The organism is Legionella nigrisilvae (assembly GCF_977063395.2).
The window spans coordinates 673847-687433 of the sequence record NZ_CDRUGZ020000011.1; the positions used below are offsets into that span (position 1 = coordinate 673847).

The following is a 13587-nucleotide window of genomic DNA, read 5'->3' on the forward strand; positions in this document are numbered from 1 at the left end:
GCATTAGCCAAAGCTTTCCCACACTGGATCAATAAAAAAATTGGGGTATTTAATTCTATATATTCAAATATTTTTTTGTTAGAATGAAAAATTAACAAAAAACATCCAATTGCCTATGAATTTTTGTACCCTCGGACTGGCGGTCATTGAAACTGAAGCCCAAGCTGTCTTTGAGTTAACTCAGCGAATTGATAGCAGGTTTGAAAAAGCCTGTGAACTTCTGCTCTCCTGTAGTGGACGGATTGTAGTAACTGGGATGGGTAAGTCCGGTCATATAGCTAATAAAATCGCTGCAACTTTATCCAGTACAGGTAGCCCCTCTTTTTTTATGCACCCGGGCGAAGCAAGTCATGGGGATCTGGGAATGATTACCCGTCAAGATACCGTAATTGCCATTTCTCACTCGGGCAATACATTGGAATTGGTTACATTACTTCCTCTATTAAAAAGACTTGAAGTCCCTTTAATTGCCCTAACTGGAAATTCTGAATCAACTTTAGCAAAAGCAGCCGACGTCAACTTAGACGTTAGTATCAAGCAAGAAGCCTGTCCTCTTGGCCTCGCACCAACAACAAGCACCACTGTAGCCTTGGTAATGGGAGATGCACTAGCAATTGCCTTGCTGCAAGCCAGGGGCTTTAGTGAGGAAGACTTTGCTTTATCACACCCTGGCGGCTCATTGGGCAAACGACTTTTGCTACGTATTGACGAGCTCTGTCACCAAGGGGAACAGCTACCCCTTATTCATGAAAACGCAACCGTAAGTGAAGCGTTACTTGAAGTAACCGATAAAAAATTGGGTATGACTTGTGTGGTTGATAACAAAGGATATCTTGTTGGGGTTTATACCGATGGAGACATCCGACGCACTCTAACCCGTCAATATGATATTAATACCACACCAATAAAAGAAGTTATGACCCGTAATGCTCGTACTATTTCCAGAGGGATGCTTGCTGCGGAGGCTTTGACTATTATGCAAAAACACAGCATCACTTCATTAATTGTCATTGATGAAGAAAAACGACCTTCGGCTGTTCTTCATCTTCATGATTTATTAAAAGCGGGTGTTTTTTAAATGAATACATTAATTGAGCGAGCCAAGAATATTAAATGCCTTATCTGTGACTTAGATGGTGTTCTTACTGATGGTCTCTTATATATTGATAACCACTTTAATGAACAGAAAACATTCCATATTCATGACGGAGTGGGTTTAAAATTACTGATGACCGCTGGAATTGAGGTCGCCGTTATTACGGGTTCGCGGAATGCAGTAGTAGATCATAGAATGCAACAATTAGGAATTGTTCATTACTATAAGGATCAATTGGATAAACAAGAGACCTACAAGCAACTAAAAAGCAAATTAAATCTCCAGGATGAGCACTTTGCTTACATTGGTGATGATATTCCAGATGCACCAATTATGCAGCAAGTTGGGCTTAGTGTCGCAGTGGCCAATGCGGTACATCAAATTAAAGAAATTGCTATGTGGCAAACCACCCTATCAGGAGGCCGTGGAGCGGTACGGGAGTTATGTGAACTTATTTTAAAGGCACAGAATAAGATGGATTCAGCGATAGCAGGTTATCTAAAACAATGAATGCAACAAAACAACTTATATGGCTTTTTTTTACTTTAATTATCCTAGCCTGTTCCGGATGGTATTACAGCCACTCTACGGTTAAAATTCGATTAGATAGCGAGACTTTGGCAAATTCCGTAGACACTACTATTGTTAACGTTACAGTGCGCCAGTTTAATCCAGAAGGTACACTTGCTAATGTCCTCACCGCACCGTTCATGCAACATATTCAAAAAGGTAATGTCTATTTATTACAAAATCCTCATATTATTGTAAGCCAAGAAGAACAACCTCCCTGGGACATTAGCTCACTTAAAGCCAAATCATTTGAAGGGGGCAAACAAATTACTTTTACAGGGAACGTTGTAGTGCGTCAAAAAAAGGGAACGGAGGAAAGTACTTTAAAAACAGAAGAAGTTACCTACTTCCCTAAAGAAAAGAAAGCAAGTTCTGATTTGCTGGTAACCTATCAGCAACCAGGTAATATTGTACAATCAACTGGAATGAATGCTTATCTCGATGAAAAAAGAGTAGAATTACTGCATCAAGCAAGAGGAAGTTATGCTCCAGAGAATGGTTAACTATAGTTTACTCCTTTTTTTCTTGTTCTCATCTGCTGCCTATGCCTTGACGGAGGATAAAGAACAAGTAATGCATGTTATGGCAGACTCAGCTGACTTAAGCCAACAAGATCATAAAGGAACTTATACGGGCAATGTGGAATTAGTACAAGGAACAACAAATTTACATGCCGATAAAGCGGTGACTATTGGGAATGAAAAAAATCAACTGGTTGTTGCCATAGCCAATGGGACTAAAGAAAAACAGGCACACTATTGGACAATAACGGATCCTCAAAAACCTCCCGTACATGCTTATGCCGACACCATTCGATATTATCCCTTACGCCATTTAATTGAGCTAATAGGAAATGCCCGAGTAGAACAAGGAAAAAATTCCTTTTCTGCTGCAAAAATAAGTTATGATACGGTGAAACAACATGTTCTGTCTCAAGGTGATGACAGTAAAAGGATAGTTATTATTTATCACCCAGAAAAGAAATCATCATGAGTATACTGGAAGCCCGAAATCTTAAAAAATCCTTTAAATCGCGAACTGTGGTTAACGGCATCAGTATCCATATAAAAAAAGGTGAGTGCGTTGGTTTGTTGGGTCCCAATGGAGCAGGAAAAACAACGTGTTTTTATATGATCGTCGGTTTGCAGTCCTGTGATGAAGGTCAAATTTTTCTATCTGACCAGGATATAACACTATGTGCCATGCATCAAAGAGCCCGTCTAGGGATTAGCTATCTTCCCCAAGAAGCCTCAGTCTTTCGTAAATTAACTGTAGCAGAAAACATTATGGCCATTCTCGAACTGAGACCTGATTTAAATGAACAGGCACGAGAAGAAAAGCTCGATCTTCTGCTTCAAGAGTTTCATATCACACATCTGCATAAAAGCCTGGGTATGGCTCTATCTGGAGGAGAAAGACGACGTGTGGAGATTGCAAGAGCTCTGGCTATAGAGCCCTCCTTCATCCTTCTTGATGAACCTTTTGCTGGAGTGGACCCGATTTCGGTCATTGATATTAAAAAAATCATTCAACATTTATGTAATAAAGGTATTGGTGTTTTAATCACCGATCATAACGTAAGAGAGACTCTTGATATTTGCGAGCGTGCCTATATTGTCAGTCAAGGAAAAATATTATGTGAAGGAACCCCGGAGTTGATACTAGCCAACCAACAAGTCAGGGCCGTTTATTTAGGAGAAGATTTTACTTTATAAAAGAATAGACTGGATCTGCGCAGTGGATTCAGAATTTATAGTCAGTAGATGTCCGGTATCCTGCGCTGCACCCACATCACCAACCCATATTTAGATTTAACATGCTGCTCATTATCGATAATTATGATTCATTTACCTACAATCTTGTACAATATTTCCAATGCCTCAACCAAGAAGTATTAATTTATACCCATGATCAAATTAATATAAGTCAAATAAAAAAGCTTGCTCCTCAATACTTGGTCATCTCACCAGGGCCAAAAACGCCCAATGAGGCAGGCATTTCCATGGAAGCAATACGCACTTTTTATCGTACTATTCCTATTTTAGGTATTTGCCTTGGTCACCAAAGTATTGCTCAAGTTTTTGGTGGTCGAATAATAACCGCTCCACAAATAATGCATGGAAGAACGTCAACTATAGAACATAATCAACAAAGAATTTTTAAAAACATTCCGAACCCCTTCCAAGCAACACGTTATCATTCTTTGGCAGTTGAGAAACAAAGTCTTCCTGATTGTTTCTCTATTGACGCATGGACAAATGATACAATAATGGCAATTTCACATCGTCAATATCCTGTTTTTGGTCTACAATTCCATCCAGAAGCAATATTAAGCCAACATGGACTGCAATTATTAGAGAATTTCTTAAAATATGAAACCCAATCTTCTATTTGAGCACTTAATCGCGAAAAAAAATTTGAATCCGGAACAAATGCAATCAGTGATTCATGCATGTATGTCCGGTCGATATAATGAGGTACAGATCGCAACATTTTTAGCACTCATGCGCATGAAAGGTGAAACGACCGAAGAATTAATAGCTGCGGCTGAAGTCATGCAGCAATTAGCCCACCCCATCGACTTAGGGACCAATTTAATTGACATCGTTGGAACCGGTGGAGATGGGAAAAATACATTTAACGTCTCTACGGCCTGCAGCTTTGTAGTAGCCGCAGCAGGATTTCCAGTTGCGAAACACGGTAACCGCTCAGTTTCCAGCCGTAGTGGTAGTGCTGATTTATTAGAACAAGCCGGTTTTATATTAAGTCTTTCTGATCAACACATCCAAAGGTGTATTGAACAATGTTGTTTGGCATTCTTATTTGCGCCTCACTATCATCCCGCCATGCAACACGCACGTGTTGCACGTCAACAACTGGGGATTAGAACGTTGTTCAACTTACTTGGACCATTAATCAATCCTGCGCGAGTAAAAAGACAAGTAGTAGGTGTATTTTCAAAAGATTGGCAAAAACCTTTAGCTTCGGTACTGGCTCATATGGGAAGTGAGCGAGCTTTAGTTGTAAACTCTCAAGATGGATTAGATGAAATCAGTATTGCAGCCTCTACAGATGTACTTGAGTATCGAGAAGGTTCCTTTCATCACTGGATTATTAACCCAGAAGACTATGGAATCAAACATCACTCATTAGATGAAGTGATCGTTGATTCCCCCCTGCAAAGTTTAGAATTGATTCAAGGGGTGTTTTCCGGAAAACAAGGAGCCGCTCGCGACATGGTTTTATTAAATTCTGCCGCAGCAATTTACTGCGCTCAGGAACATATTTCTTTCATTCAGGCATTGGAACATGCCAAAGTCGTGATTGACAGCGGTAAAGCCAGCCAATGTTTCACTCAACTCAGCCAACTAACTCAAACTTTAAATAAAGAATCGCATCATGAATAGTGTGTTAGAACGTATTGCCCAACGAAAACAAGAAGAAGTAGCTCTTGCTAAAAAAAATAAGCCCTTAAATTTATTAGCAGAACAACCCTCTATGGAGCGCCGTGATTTCATCGCGGCTCTGAAAGATAAGAATGATCCAGCAATTATTGCAGAAATTAAACGCGCATCTCCAAGCAAAGGGTTGATCAGAGAAGATTTTAATGTAGAAGAGATTGCAACAATCTATGCACGACATGGTGCTCGGTGCCTTTCTGTGCTTACGGATATCGATTTTTTCCAGGGGCATCCTGATTATTTAGCTGTAGCAAAAAACCAGTGCAAACTACCTATTCTGCGAAAGGACTTTATTCTTGATTCGTATCAAATTTATGAAAGTCTGGCCTTAGGCGCAGATTGTATCTTACTCATAGTTGCTTTACTTGATGATATTCAGTTAATGGATTTTTGCCAGCTAGCACATGAGTTGGGGCTTTCCGTACTTGTAGAAAGTCATAACAAAGAAGAGCTGGAGCGCGCTTTACGTTTACCTACTCCACTAATAGGTATTAATAATCGCAGTCTTCATACTTTTAAGACAGACATCCAACTCAGTATTCAATTAAAACAATATATCCCCCAAGATAAAATAACCATTACGGAAAGCGGCATTAACTCACCTATAGACATACATTTAATGCAAGCTCATGGAATTAATACCTTTCTCATTGGGGAAAGCTTAATGAGGGCCAAGGATATAGGCAAAGCTTTGGATCAACTGATAAAAGGGGATTAACTAGGAGGGCTAACCTGAAGACTACCTCGATATCCTCTACAATTTGAATAGGTCTCGTTTTATTGTTTAGTTTCGGTCAAATAAAGCCCCCTGCTTTAAATTGACCTTCCATATGAACAATTGCGAGACAACTACTCCCAGTTTGGTTCGGAAGGTTGTGATGGTTCAGGTTCAGGTAATCCAGGATCATCCGGCTCATAAGGATCCGGTTCTTTTGGATATTCGTCAGGCTGATCAGGATACTCATAAGGCTCTGGTATTTCATGTTCGTTTTTCAAGATAACATCCTTATATTTGTAAGATTTATCAAATTATAGCAAAAGGAAAAAAAATGAAAGTAGCTGTAATCACCGGTGCTGCGAATGGAATTGGCTTAGCGTTAAGCCAAGTCCATCTACAACAAGGTAATACTGTAGTAATGGTAGATAAAGATAGCATAAAACTCAAACAAGAAGCCGAACGACTATTATCTCTCTTCCCGGAACAAATTTTGTCAATATCTTGTGATGTAACCCAAGCTAATGAAGTAGCACAATTGGCCAAACAAGTTGAGGCGAAATTAAGGCGTATCGATTGGCTCTACAATAATGCAGGAATTATAGGCCCATTAGAGCCTATTTGGGATTTGAATCCAGAACAAATCCAGCGGGTGATGGACGTGAACTTACATGGAATGATTCATATGATTCAGGCTTTTATTCCTTTCTTGTTTGAGCAACCCTTTCATTCACATATTATCAATATAGCGAGCTTATATGCATTATGTACCGGTTCACAAACAGCGTGTTACTCCATGTCAAAACATGCGGTACTTGCTTTATCTGAATCATTATATTTTGATCTGATACGTATGAAAAAGCCAGTGGATGTTTCTATCGTTTTTCCTTCATTTACAGATACATCCCTTTTATCCCATACAACAAATGCAAACTCCTCTTTACATGAAGCATTAAAATCTCTTTTGTCACATTCACGCCCTGCTATTGATATTGCAGAACATATCGTACAGGAGGTAGATGATAAGAAATTTTATATATTCCCCGATAAAGAAGTAAAAGGATATTGTGATGATCGAACCAAGGCTATGATTCTTCAAGATAAACCACATGTAACTAATATTGAAAAGTTAATGTCTGCGCTAATTAAACGGCAGGAATCCAGGAATTAATCGTTCTATCCAAGCGAGATCTCCTTCCATGTCAGGAGATCCTGTTTGGAGGTAGGTTCTTTGAATTACGGTAGATTAATAAGATACGTTCCAATCTACCTTAGATCGTTTACCTTCCAGGGGAAACTTTGCTCAATTAGTTTATTCGTATAGACTCCCGGATAAAGGGATGGCCTTCACCCGGGATGAGATATTAAGCTTCTAACATATCCAATAGTTCACGACGAAACTTATGATAATCCACTTCTACAGCATGTCGTATATGAGATTTAAACCGATAATGAGGTTTATTCATTTCTTGAAGTGTCTTTTCATGCAATTTATCAGGTCGTTTTAAAGTGCCCATAATAATGCGTGCCGCGATTTTTGACTGATAATCAGCTAGCGGCCAAATACATCCTTGAGGCTGGCACAAACCGATAAAATAAAGATTATCATAGTCTGGATGCATCATTTTTCTATAAAGTGGGATTTTGGTGGAATTACTAAAGTCAGCAATACCCTTATCGAGGAAAGGAAAACTTATTTTATAGCCTGTGGCAAAAATCACCGTATCAAATTCTTCAGATTCACCATTTGTAAAATGAACTCGACTCCCCTCGAAATGAGTAATTCCTGGACGAGGGAACACTTCTCCATGGCGAATAAAATAAAGTAACTCTGAATTAATAGTAGGATGGATTTCTAAAGGCCCGCAGTCAGGAGTCATTAATTTATATTTGGCATATCGCCCTTGCAAAATACGAGCACAAAAACTCAAAAACTTCTGTCTTAACCAGGAAGGCATCCATCTAATTTTGGCTACCGCTGCATCAGTGGGTTTGCCAAATACAAATTTAGGAAAAATATGATAGCCTCTGCGCATACTAATACACATTTGCGAAGAGACGCGTGCCACCTCTACTGCAATATCACACGCAGAATTACCGCCACCAACAACCAAAACGCGTTGATCTTTAAACGCAGAGGCTTTCTTATATTGATGTGAATGCAGCAGTTGGCCCGAGAATTCCCCTGGATATTCTGGCATAAACGGATCCCAATGATGGCCATTAGCAACTAATAAATAATCAAAAAATTCTTCATGAGTTCCCTGTTCATTTTCAAATACTACTTTCCATTGACGCTGACTAGTATGTTCTACCTTCAAAACATTCGTGTTAAAACGAATATATTTAGTTAAATCAAAATGATCCGCATAGCTTTTAAAATAATCTAAAACCAAGGTATGCGATGGATAATCAGGATAATGCGCTGGCATAGGAAAATCTTCGAATTCTGACCAACGCTTTGAACTAATAATATGAGTCGTTTCATAGACACTGGAATGATCGTTTCGTTCATCATATACCCAGTTACCACCAATTTGATTGTTCTTTTCAAATACCGTGATATCGGTTACACCCTCTTCTTGCAAATTTTTAATCGCAGCAAGACCGCTTGGACCGGCTCCAATTATGCATACACGAGAACAATTTTCTTTACCCTTTTTCTTGATTTGCATTACTCAACACCTTTTTTACTTCTTCCATTATCATTGCTTGCACAACGGGATCTTTATCAATAGTGAAATGATTCACTTCGATGCCTTTTAACGTAGTCACGTTAATGTTGTCAATACGTGTTTGCTCTGGATTTACTGCTCTAAGTTTTAAACCACTAAACATGGGTACATATCCAGGCTTATAAAAATTCATTGCATGCTTCACATTGGGTGGAACAATGGTTTGAGATACTGCATCCACAGTGACCAATAAATCCACAGGAATACCCATTTTGTCCAGATTGCGAGCAACTTTAATCTGCTCATTAGCACCTAAAGAATGTCCCACCAGAACAATAGGCCTGTGCTGTTGATGCTTTTGGTAATAGGTAGCTATAGAACGTGTTACATTACCAGCGTTGTACCACATATCACTAGGTGCGGGTATGTTGCATTCTTCAATAACAGTATCGCTCAGTGTTCTCATTCCAGTACTAAAAAGCCCAAGTCCACCTAACATAGTGTGTACTTCACCATGATAAGGTTGCGACTTACTCACTTTCACGGTTTTTGATGTGGTTTTCCCATTATTTTGAGTTTCGGATTTATGAAACACAGATTGAGCGATCTTTGGTATTGGTCTTTTTTCAGAAGCTCTACCTCCTGATAAGTCGACACAGCCCGACATACTTATAGTTATAAGTAAAAACAAAAATGAGCTGAAAACACCTAATTTTCTATTTTGGAATGAGTTCATTTTATTTTTATTCTTAATTTTTAATGCGAGGATCATAGCTTATTCTTAGAAGGTTTGCCAAGATAGGGTTTAAATGAAGTTAAATTCTTTCACTACTATATGTAAGATATTAATTTTGATACTCTGTAGGTCATGAATGCTTAAAATTTATCTTTGTTTATTATTTATGGAGCATGTATAAATTGATCGTGGAAAAAAGAAATTCAATTCTTACTGTCAGCCAACTTAATCGACAGGTTAAATGCTATCTTGAAAATGAACTGGGTGTTGTTCATGTTGAAGGGGAAATCTCTAATTTAAGTAAGCCGGGATCGGGACATTTTTATTTTACCCTGAAGGATCATCAGGCGCAAATTCGTGCTGTTTTCTTTAAAAGTCGTCAAACCAATGGACTTGCAAACAAATTATGCGACGGCCAACATATAGTTGCCAGTGGACGATTAAGCCTTTATGAAGCACGCGGTGATTATCAATTAATTGTAGAGCTAATTACTGAAGCGGGGTTGGGAGCACTCTACCAACGTTTTGAAGAATTGAAAAACAAACTTGCCAGTGAAGGTTTGTTTGATTCAGTAAAGAAAAAACTCATTCCGGCCATGCCTCGCGCCATTGGCATTATCACGTCAACGTCGGGAGCTGCGATTCGGGATATATTATCTACTCTATCGCGACGTTTCCCATTAGCCGAAGTCTTTATCTATCCAAGCGAAGTTCAGGGTGCCGGCGCAGCACAACAACTGATTAACGCATTAAAACGTGCCAATATAGAAAAACGATGCGATGTGCTTTTGCTTGCGCGAGGAGGCGGAAGTATTGAAGACTTGTGGGCATTTAATGAGGAGAGGCTGGCACGAACTATTGCAAACAGCACAATTCCTATTGTATCTGGGATTGGCCATGAAACAGATTTTACCATTGCCGATTTTGTAGCTGATTACAGAGCAGAAACCCCGACTGCAGCCGCTGCAGCAGTGACCCCCGACTGTATTGAGCTGTTTAAATTATTAAACCATTCCATCTCTCGTTTATCTGCGGCAATGCACCGTTTTTTACAAAAATACCAAGTTAGATTGCATCACTTAATCGATAAAATATCCTCACCACAAAAAGCAATTTCCAGTTATTGGCAAACCACTGATTACTTGGAACGGCAATTGATTGCCTGCATGCGATCATACATCAAACAGAAAACACATCAACTCCACATGTGCATCAATCATTTACACGTCCAAAATCCCAAAAACCAAATTAATCAAACAAAGATGGTTTTACAAAAAATCTTAGCTCAATTAATTCAGCACATGCAAAATAAGATCAGCCAACTTCAATATCAATTTAGAACTCAATTATCTACCTTGCATGCAGTTAGCCCCTTGGCTACACTGGATAGAGGTTATGCTATTGCTACCAAAGAAAATAAAGTATTGTTTTCGCACCAACAAGTACATCTTGGCGATACAATCGATATACGCTTGGCACAAGGGAGTTTGACTTGTGATATTACCCAAATACATGAGTAAAAAATGCTTGAAGAATTAAACAATAGCCTTTACTTGATTATTACCCAAACTAAAAATAACATTCCCATCCTAGAAATTATTTTGGTGATTCCATGGCTTTTTTTCTTTGTGAGTAAGATCTATAGAAACATCTTATTGCTGGGCATTATTCCAAGACATCTCCGTGGCTTGCCTGGTATTATATTTGCCCCTCTTCTGCACTCAAATTTCAATCATATATTTTTTAACTCGATTCCCTTGGTCGTTTTAAGTAATTTCATTTTAATAAATGGGCTTAACTACTTTCTTGTCGTTACCGTAATGATAACTGTTTTAAGTGGAATTGCCATATGGTGTTTCGCTAAACCTGGTTTACATATAGGTGCTAGTGGACTAATCACTGGATATTGGGGTTTTTTAGTTAGTAATATCTATCAGACCGCTACATTAACAACCATAATCCTGGGCATAATTAGTCTCTATTATTTTGCAGGTATATTCTTTGGTATTTTTCCTCGAGATAAAGGCGTATCCTGGGAAGCACATTTATTTGGTCTATTAGCAGGTTTAGCTACTAGTTATTTATTTGTACTTTATCCTAATGTTCTACAAACAATTCAAGTTCCGACTAATAGTTTTTAGAAATATTGGGTTAATTAACTCATTAATTCTTAAATGCTGAATTTCGCGTCCCAAAACGCAGATAATCAGCACAGCTTGAGTAATATAGTAGAAATTTAAACAAACCCTATGTTATTCTAAAAAGAAAAATAATTCGAGAAATCAAGATGCAGTCACTTAAATCTCTTTTTTGTATCGGTATATTAAGTTTTCTTATTTCACCAGCATATTCGCAATCCCAATATATTTCCGGTTGCTGTGGTCAAATGGGAGGAGTAAGCTATTGTGATTCATCAGCAGGCCGTCTTGTTTGTAAAAATGGTTTTTACTCTACATGTTATTGCACCCCACACGCAGTCATGGATTTACAATTATTTCGTGGTTGCTGCTTATGGAAAGGCGGCGTCGTTTCAACCTACAGCGTGACAGGATACGTTGTATGCAATGATGGCTCAATTTCAGAAGAATGTTCTTTACGACCCGAAGAGAAAATTGCAGCTTGGTAGGTATCCAATATATACTTCGGAGCTTATTCTCATGCTGCGAAGTATCGTTTTTCAGGACCCGATATGCTTGAGCACATACAATTCACCCTCACCCGTTTAAAGCAACAAAAACCCTTAATACTTTGCCTTACTAATTACGTTACTATGGATTTTATGGCAAATAGCCTTTTGGCTTTGGGTGCTGCACCCCTCATGTCCGAATCTCAAGTCGAGATTGAAGAACTGATTGATTTAAGTCAAGCTGTATATATTAATATCGGAACTTTGAATGATTCATTTATGGAGAGAGCTCGATTTGCAGCCAACATTGCAAACTCAATAGATAAACCCCTAATTCTCGATCCTGTAGGTGCAGGAGCGAGCAAACTTCGAACATCTGCTGCAATGGAGTTATTTCCTTATGCTCAAGTGATCCGAGGGAATGCGAGTGAAATCATTTCATTAGCTGGTTCAAATGGAAGCACTAAAGGAGTCGAAAGCTCAGATCCTGTAACTAAAGCAATTCAGAGCGCCCATATGCTGGCAAAATCAAAAAAAACAATTGTAATCAGTGGCCCTCAAGATTTTATAACTAACGGAGTGGATGAGATTTTACTTCCATTTGGTTCAAACCTTATGTCCCTGATTACAGGGATGGGTTGCACTATGACTGCTGTCCTGAGTGCCTTTGTTGCTTGCGAAGCAAACCATTTTCACGCTGCAGTTCAAGCAACTGCATATTTTGGCTTGTGTGGACAATTGGCTCATGAACAAGCCAAACGCCCTGCTACATTCAAAGAAGTGTTTATTAATAATTTATTCGATCCCGACTGGATTTTAATGTCAAAAACTGTACAAGAGTCTAGTCATGCAATATAAAGCTTTATCTATAGCAGGTTTTGATGGTTCAGGTGGAGCCGGAATTCAGGCTGATTTAAAAACATTTTCGGCATTAGGCTGCTATGGGATGACGGTACTTACCGCTTTGCCGGTACAAAATACGTGCGGAGTGAGAAACTGTTACCCTATTCCATTGAAGGCAATAGAAGATCAGCTGAACGCTATATTTGACGATATTAAACCGGACAGTATAAAAATAGGGATGCTCTTCAACACGGAAATTATTGAATTAGTGTCATCGTTCCTAAAAAAAAATGCTCTGGATATTCCTATTGTTATTGATCCTGTAACTGTTGCTAAAAGTGGTGATCCATTATTACTACCCGAAGCAGTGAACTCTTTAATCACCCAACTGGTACCACTAGCTACTTTGATTACCCCTAACCTTCCAGAAGCTTTTACTTTCACCGGCCTAAATGCATCATCTGAAATAGAAATGAAGTATATTGGTCAAAAGCTGCTTGAGTTTGGCCCCAAATACGTTTTACTTAAAGGGGGACATCTTTTGCATTCAGTTGAATCGAATGATTTATTAATAGGTGCAAACGGAGACATTCATTGGTTTGCGAGCCCAAGAATTAACTCTAAAAATACTCACGGAACTGGGTGCACCCTATCTGCAGCCATAACAGCCTGTCTTGCCCAAAAAATTGATTTAATTAAAGCGTGCGATATCGCAAAAAACTATTTATTTAATGCCATACAAGCGGCAAAAGAACATTCTGTGGGCTTTGGAAATGGACCCGTTCATCATTTTTACCATCTCTGGCCTATTCAATTATTAGATAATTAAAAGTACAAAGCCGCAACCAGGCATTATTGCTAGAGG

General features: G+C 38.8%; 17 protein-coding genes. 14 read left to right on the plus strand and 3 right to left on the minus strand.

The annotated features are described in order from the left end of the window. The first annotated feature begins 115 nt into the window (after nucleotides 1-115). The 8 genes from ACWTE2_RS03040 to trpC all read left to right on the plus strand — a co-directional run bounded on the left by ACWTE2_RS03040 (nucleotide 116) and on the right by trpC (nucleotide 5845). A complete protein-coding gene (locus ACWTE2_RS03040; RefSeq protein WP_182391045.1) occupies nucleotides 116-1078 on the plus strand; it encodes a KpsF/GutQ family sugar-phosphate isomerase in 963 nt (320 codons plus the stop codon). Continuing rightward, entirely contained in the window at nucleotides 1079-1606 is a 528-nt protein-coding gene (locus ACWTE2_RS03045) for a KdsC family phosphatase (protein ID WP_182391046.1), read from the plus strand. After that, on the plus strand, nucleotides 1603-2169 hold the full coding sequence (lptC, locus tag ACWTE2_RS03050; RefSeq protein ID WP_454784094.1) for an LPS export ABC transporter periplasmic protein LptC: 567 nt from the start codon (nucleotides 1603-1605) through the stop codon (nucleotides 2167-2169). Before ACWTE2_RS03045 ends, lptC begins: the two co-directional genes overlap by 4 nt. Continuing rightward, nucleotides 2150-2659 (plus strand): lipopolysaccharide transport periplasmic protein LptA, encoded by a 510-nt coding sequence (gene lptA, locus ACWTE2_RS03055; protein ID WP_182391048.1) that lies wholly within the window; start codon nucleotides 2150-2152, stop codon nucleotides 2657-2659. Before lptC ends, lptA begins: the two co-directional genes overlap by 20 nt. Further along, the gene (gene lptB / locus ACWTE2_RS03060; protein WP_182391049.1) at nucleotides 2656-3381 is read left to right on the plus strand and encodes an LPS export ABC transporter ATP-binding protein; all 726 of its coding nucleotides are present in this window, start codon (nucleotides 2656-2658) and stop codon (nucleotides 3379-3381) included. The genes lptA and lptB overlap by 4 nt, the downstream gene beginning before the upstream one ends. Before the next feature lie 101 nt (nucleotides 3382-3482). Further along, the gene (locus ACWTE2_RS03065) at nucleotides 3483-4061 is read left to right on the plus strand and encodes an anthranilate synthase component II (RefSeq protein WP_454784095.1); all 579 of its coding nucleotides are present in this window, start codon (nucleotides 3483-3485) and stop codon (nucleotides 4059-4061) included. Then, a complete protein-coding gene (trpD, locus tag ACWTE2_RS03070) occupies nucleotides 4039-5073 on the plus strand; it encodes an anthranilate phosphoribosyltransferase (protein WP_454784096.1) in 1035 nt (344 codons plus the stop codon). The genes ACWTE2_RS03065 and trpD overlap by 23 nt, the downstream gene beginning before the upstream one ends. Beyond that, entirely contained in the window at nucleotides 5066-5845 is a 780-nt protein-coding gene (gene trpC / locus ACWTE2_RS03075; RefSeq protein WP_454784097.1) for an indole-3-glycerol phosphate synthase TrpC, read from the plus strand. The genes trpD and trpC overlap by 8 nt, the downstream gene beginning before the upstream one ends. Before the next feature lie 131 nt (nucleotides 5846-5976). On the opposite strand, the gene ACWTE2_RS03080 is transcribed toward trpC, so the two are convergent. Further along, on the minus strand, nucleotides 5977-6123 hold the full coding sequence (locus tag ACWTE2_RS03080) for a hypothetical protein (protein WP_454784098.1): 147 nt from the start codon (nucleotides 6121-6123) through the stop codon (nucleotides 5977-5979). A 53-nt stretch (nucleotides 6124-6176) separates the two neighbouring features. On the opposite strand from ACWTE2_RS03080, the gene ACWTE2_RS03085 reads away from it, so the two are divergent. Beyond that, nucleotides 6177-7013, plus strand: coding sequence for an SDR family NAD(P)-dependent oxidoreductase (locus ACWTE2_RS03085; RefSeq protein ID WP_454784099.1), 837 nt, complete (start codon nucleotides 6177-6179; stop codon nucleotides 7011-7013). Nucleotides 7014-7206: 193 nt separating this feature from the next. Here ACWTE2_RS03085 and ACWTE2_RS03090 read toward each other — a convergent pair whose 3' ends face one another. Together ACWTE2_RS03090 and ACWTE2_RS03095 are read right to left on the minus strand one after the other, a co-directional pair. Then, on the minus strand, nucleotides 7207-8517 hold the full coding sequence (locus ACWTE2_RS03090; protein WP_182391055.1) for a flavin-containing monooxygenase: 1311 nt from the start codon (nucleotides 8515-8517) through the stop codon (nucleotides 7207-7209). Further along, on the minus strand, nucleotides 8495-9253 hold the full coding sequence (locus tag ACWTE2_RS03095) for a thioesterase domain-containing protein (RefSeq protein WP_182393679.1): 759 nt from the start codon (nucleotides 9251-9253) through the stop codon (nucleotides 8495-8497). The genes ACWTE2_RS03090 and ACWTE2_RS03095 overlap by 23 nt, the downstream gene beginning before the upstream one ends. Nucleotides 9254-9426: 173 nt before the next feature. Here ACWTE2_RS03095 and xseA point away from each other — a divergent pair, with 173 nt between their 5' ends. The 5 genes from xseA to thiD all read left to right on the plus strand — a co-directional run bounded on the left by xseA (nucleotide 9427) and on the right by thiD (nucleotide 13551). Beyond that, on the plus strand, nucleotides 9427-10773 hold the full coding sequence (gene xseA / locus ACWTE2_RS03100) for an exodeoxyribonuclease VII large subunit (protein WP_454784100.1): 1347 nt from the start codon (nucleotides 9427-9429) through the stop codon (nucleotides 10771-10773). Nucleotides 10774-10776: 3 nt separating this feature from the next. Next, a complete protein-coding gene (locus ACWTE2_RS03105; RefSeq protein WP_454784101.1) occupies nucleotides 10777-11394 on the plus strand; it encodes a rhomboid family intramembrane serine protease in 618 nt (205 codons plus the stop codon). Between the two features lie 146 nt (nucleotides 11395-11540). Continuing rightward, entirely contained in the window at nucleotides 11541-11879 is a 339-nt protein-coding gene (locus ACWTE2_RS03110) for a neurogenic locus notch (RefSeq protein WP_454784102.1), read from the plus strand. 63 nt (nucleotides 11880-11942) lie between these two features. Continuing rightward, on the plus strand, nucleotides 11943-12737 hold the full coding sequence (thiM, locus tag ACWTE2_RS03115) for a hydroxyethylthiazole kinase (RefSeq protein ID WP_454784103.1): 795 nt from the start codon (nucleotides 11943-11945) through the stop codon (nucleotides 12735-12737). After that, a complete protein-coding gene (gene thiD, locus ACWTE2_RS03120) occupies nucleotides 12727-13551 on the plus strand; it encodes a bifunctional hydroxymethylpyrimidine kinase/phosphomethylpyrimidine kinase (RefSeq protein WP_182391059.1) in 825 nt (274 codons plus the stop codon). The genes thiM and thiD overlap by 11 nt, the downstream gene beginning before the upstream one ends. Nucleotides 13552-13587: the final 36 nt, after the last annotated feature.

What these genes read in the sequence shown, in the direction of transcription:
- ACWTE2_RS03040 (WP_182391045.1), top strand. Translation starts at nt 116, where the DNA reads ATGAATTTTTGTACCCTCGGACTGGCGGTCATTGAAACTGAAGCCCAA.
- ACWTE2_RS03045 (WP_182391046.1), top strand. Translation starts at nt 1,079, where the DNA reads ATGAATACATTAATTGAGCGAGCCAAGAATATTAAATGCCTTATCTGT.
- lptC (WP_454784094.1), top strand. Translation starts at nt 1,603, where the DNA reads ATGAATGCAACAAAACAACTTATATGGCTTTTTTTTACTTTAATTATC.
- lptA (WP_182391048.1), top strand. Translation starts at nt 2,150, where the DNA reads ATGCTCCAGAGAATGGTTAACTATAGTTTACTCCTTTTTTTCTTGTTC.
- lptB (WP_182391049.1), top strand. Translation starts at nt 2,656, where the DNA reads ATGAGTATACTGGAAGCCCGAAATCTTAAAAAATCCTTTAAATCGCGA.
- ACWTE2_RS03065 (WP_454784095.1), top strand. Translation starts at nt 3,483, where the DNA reads ATGCTGCTCATTATCGATAATTATGATTCATTTACCTACAATCTTGTA.
- trpD (WP_454784096.1), top strand. Translation starts at nt 4,039, where the DNA reads ATGAAACCCAATCTTCTATTTGAGCACTTAATCGCGAAAAAAAATTTG.
- trpC (WP_454784097.1), top strand. Translation starts at nt 5,066, where the DNA reads ATGAATAGTGTGTTAGAACGTATTGCCCAACGAAAACAAGAAGAAGTA.
- ACWTE2_RS03085 (WP_454784099.1), top strand. Translation starts at nt 6,177, where the DNA reads ATGAAAGTAGCTGTAATCACCGGTGCTGCGAATGGAATTGGCTTAGCG.
- ACWTE2_RS03090 (WP_182391055.1), bottom strand. Translation starts at nt 8,517, where the DNA reads ATGCAAATCAAGAAAAAGGGTAAAGAAAATTGTTCTCGTGTATGCATA.
- ACWTE2_RS03095 (WP_182393679.1), bottom strand. Translation starts at nt 9,253, where the DNA reads ATGAACTCATTCCAAAATAGAAAATTAGGTGTTTTCAGCTCATTTTTG.
- xseA (WP_454784100.1), top strand. Translation starts at nt 9,427, where the DNA reads ATGTATAAATTGATCGTGGAAAAAAGAAATTCAATTCTTACTGTCAGC.
- ACWTE2_RS03105 (WP_454784101.1), top strand. Translation starts at nt 10,777, where the DNA reads ATGCTTGAAGAATTAAACAATAGCCTTTACTTGATTATTACCCAAACT.
- ACWTE2_RS03110 (WP_454784102.1), top strand. Translation starts at nt 11,541, where the DNA reads ATGCAGTCACTTAAATCTCTTTTTTGTATCGGTATATTAAGTTTTCTT.
- thiM (WP_454784103.1), top strand. Translation starts at nt 11,943, where the DNA reads ATGCTTGAGCACATACAATTCACCCTCACCCGTTTAAAGCAACAAAAA.
- thiD (WP_182391059.1), top strand. Translation starts at nt 12,727, where the DNA reads ATGCAATATAAAGCTTTATCTATAGCAGGTTTTGATGGTTCAGGTGGA.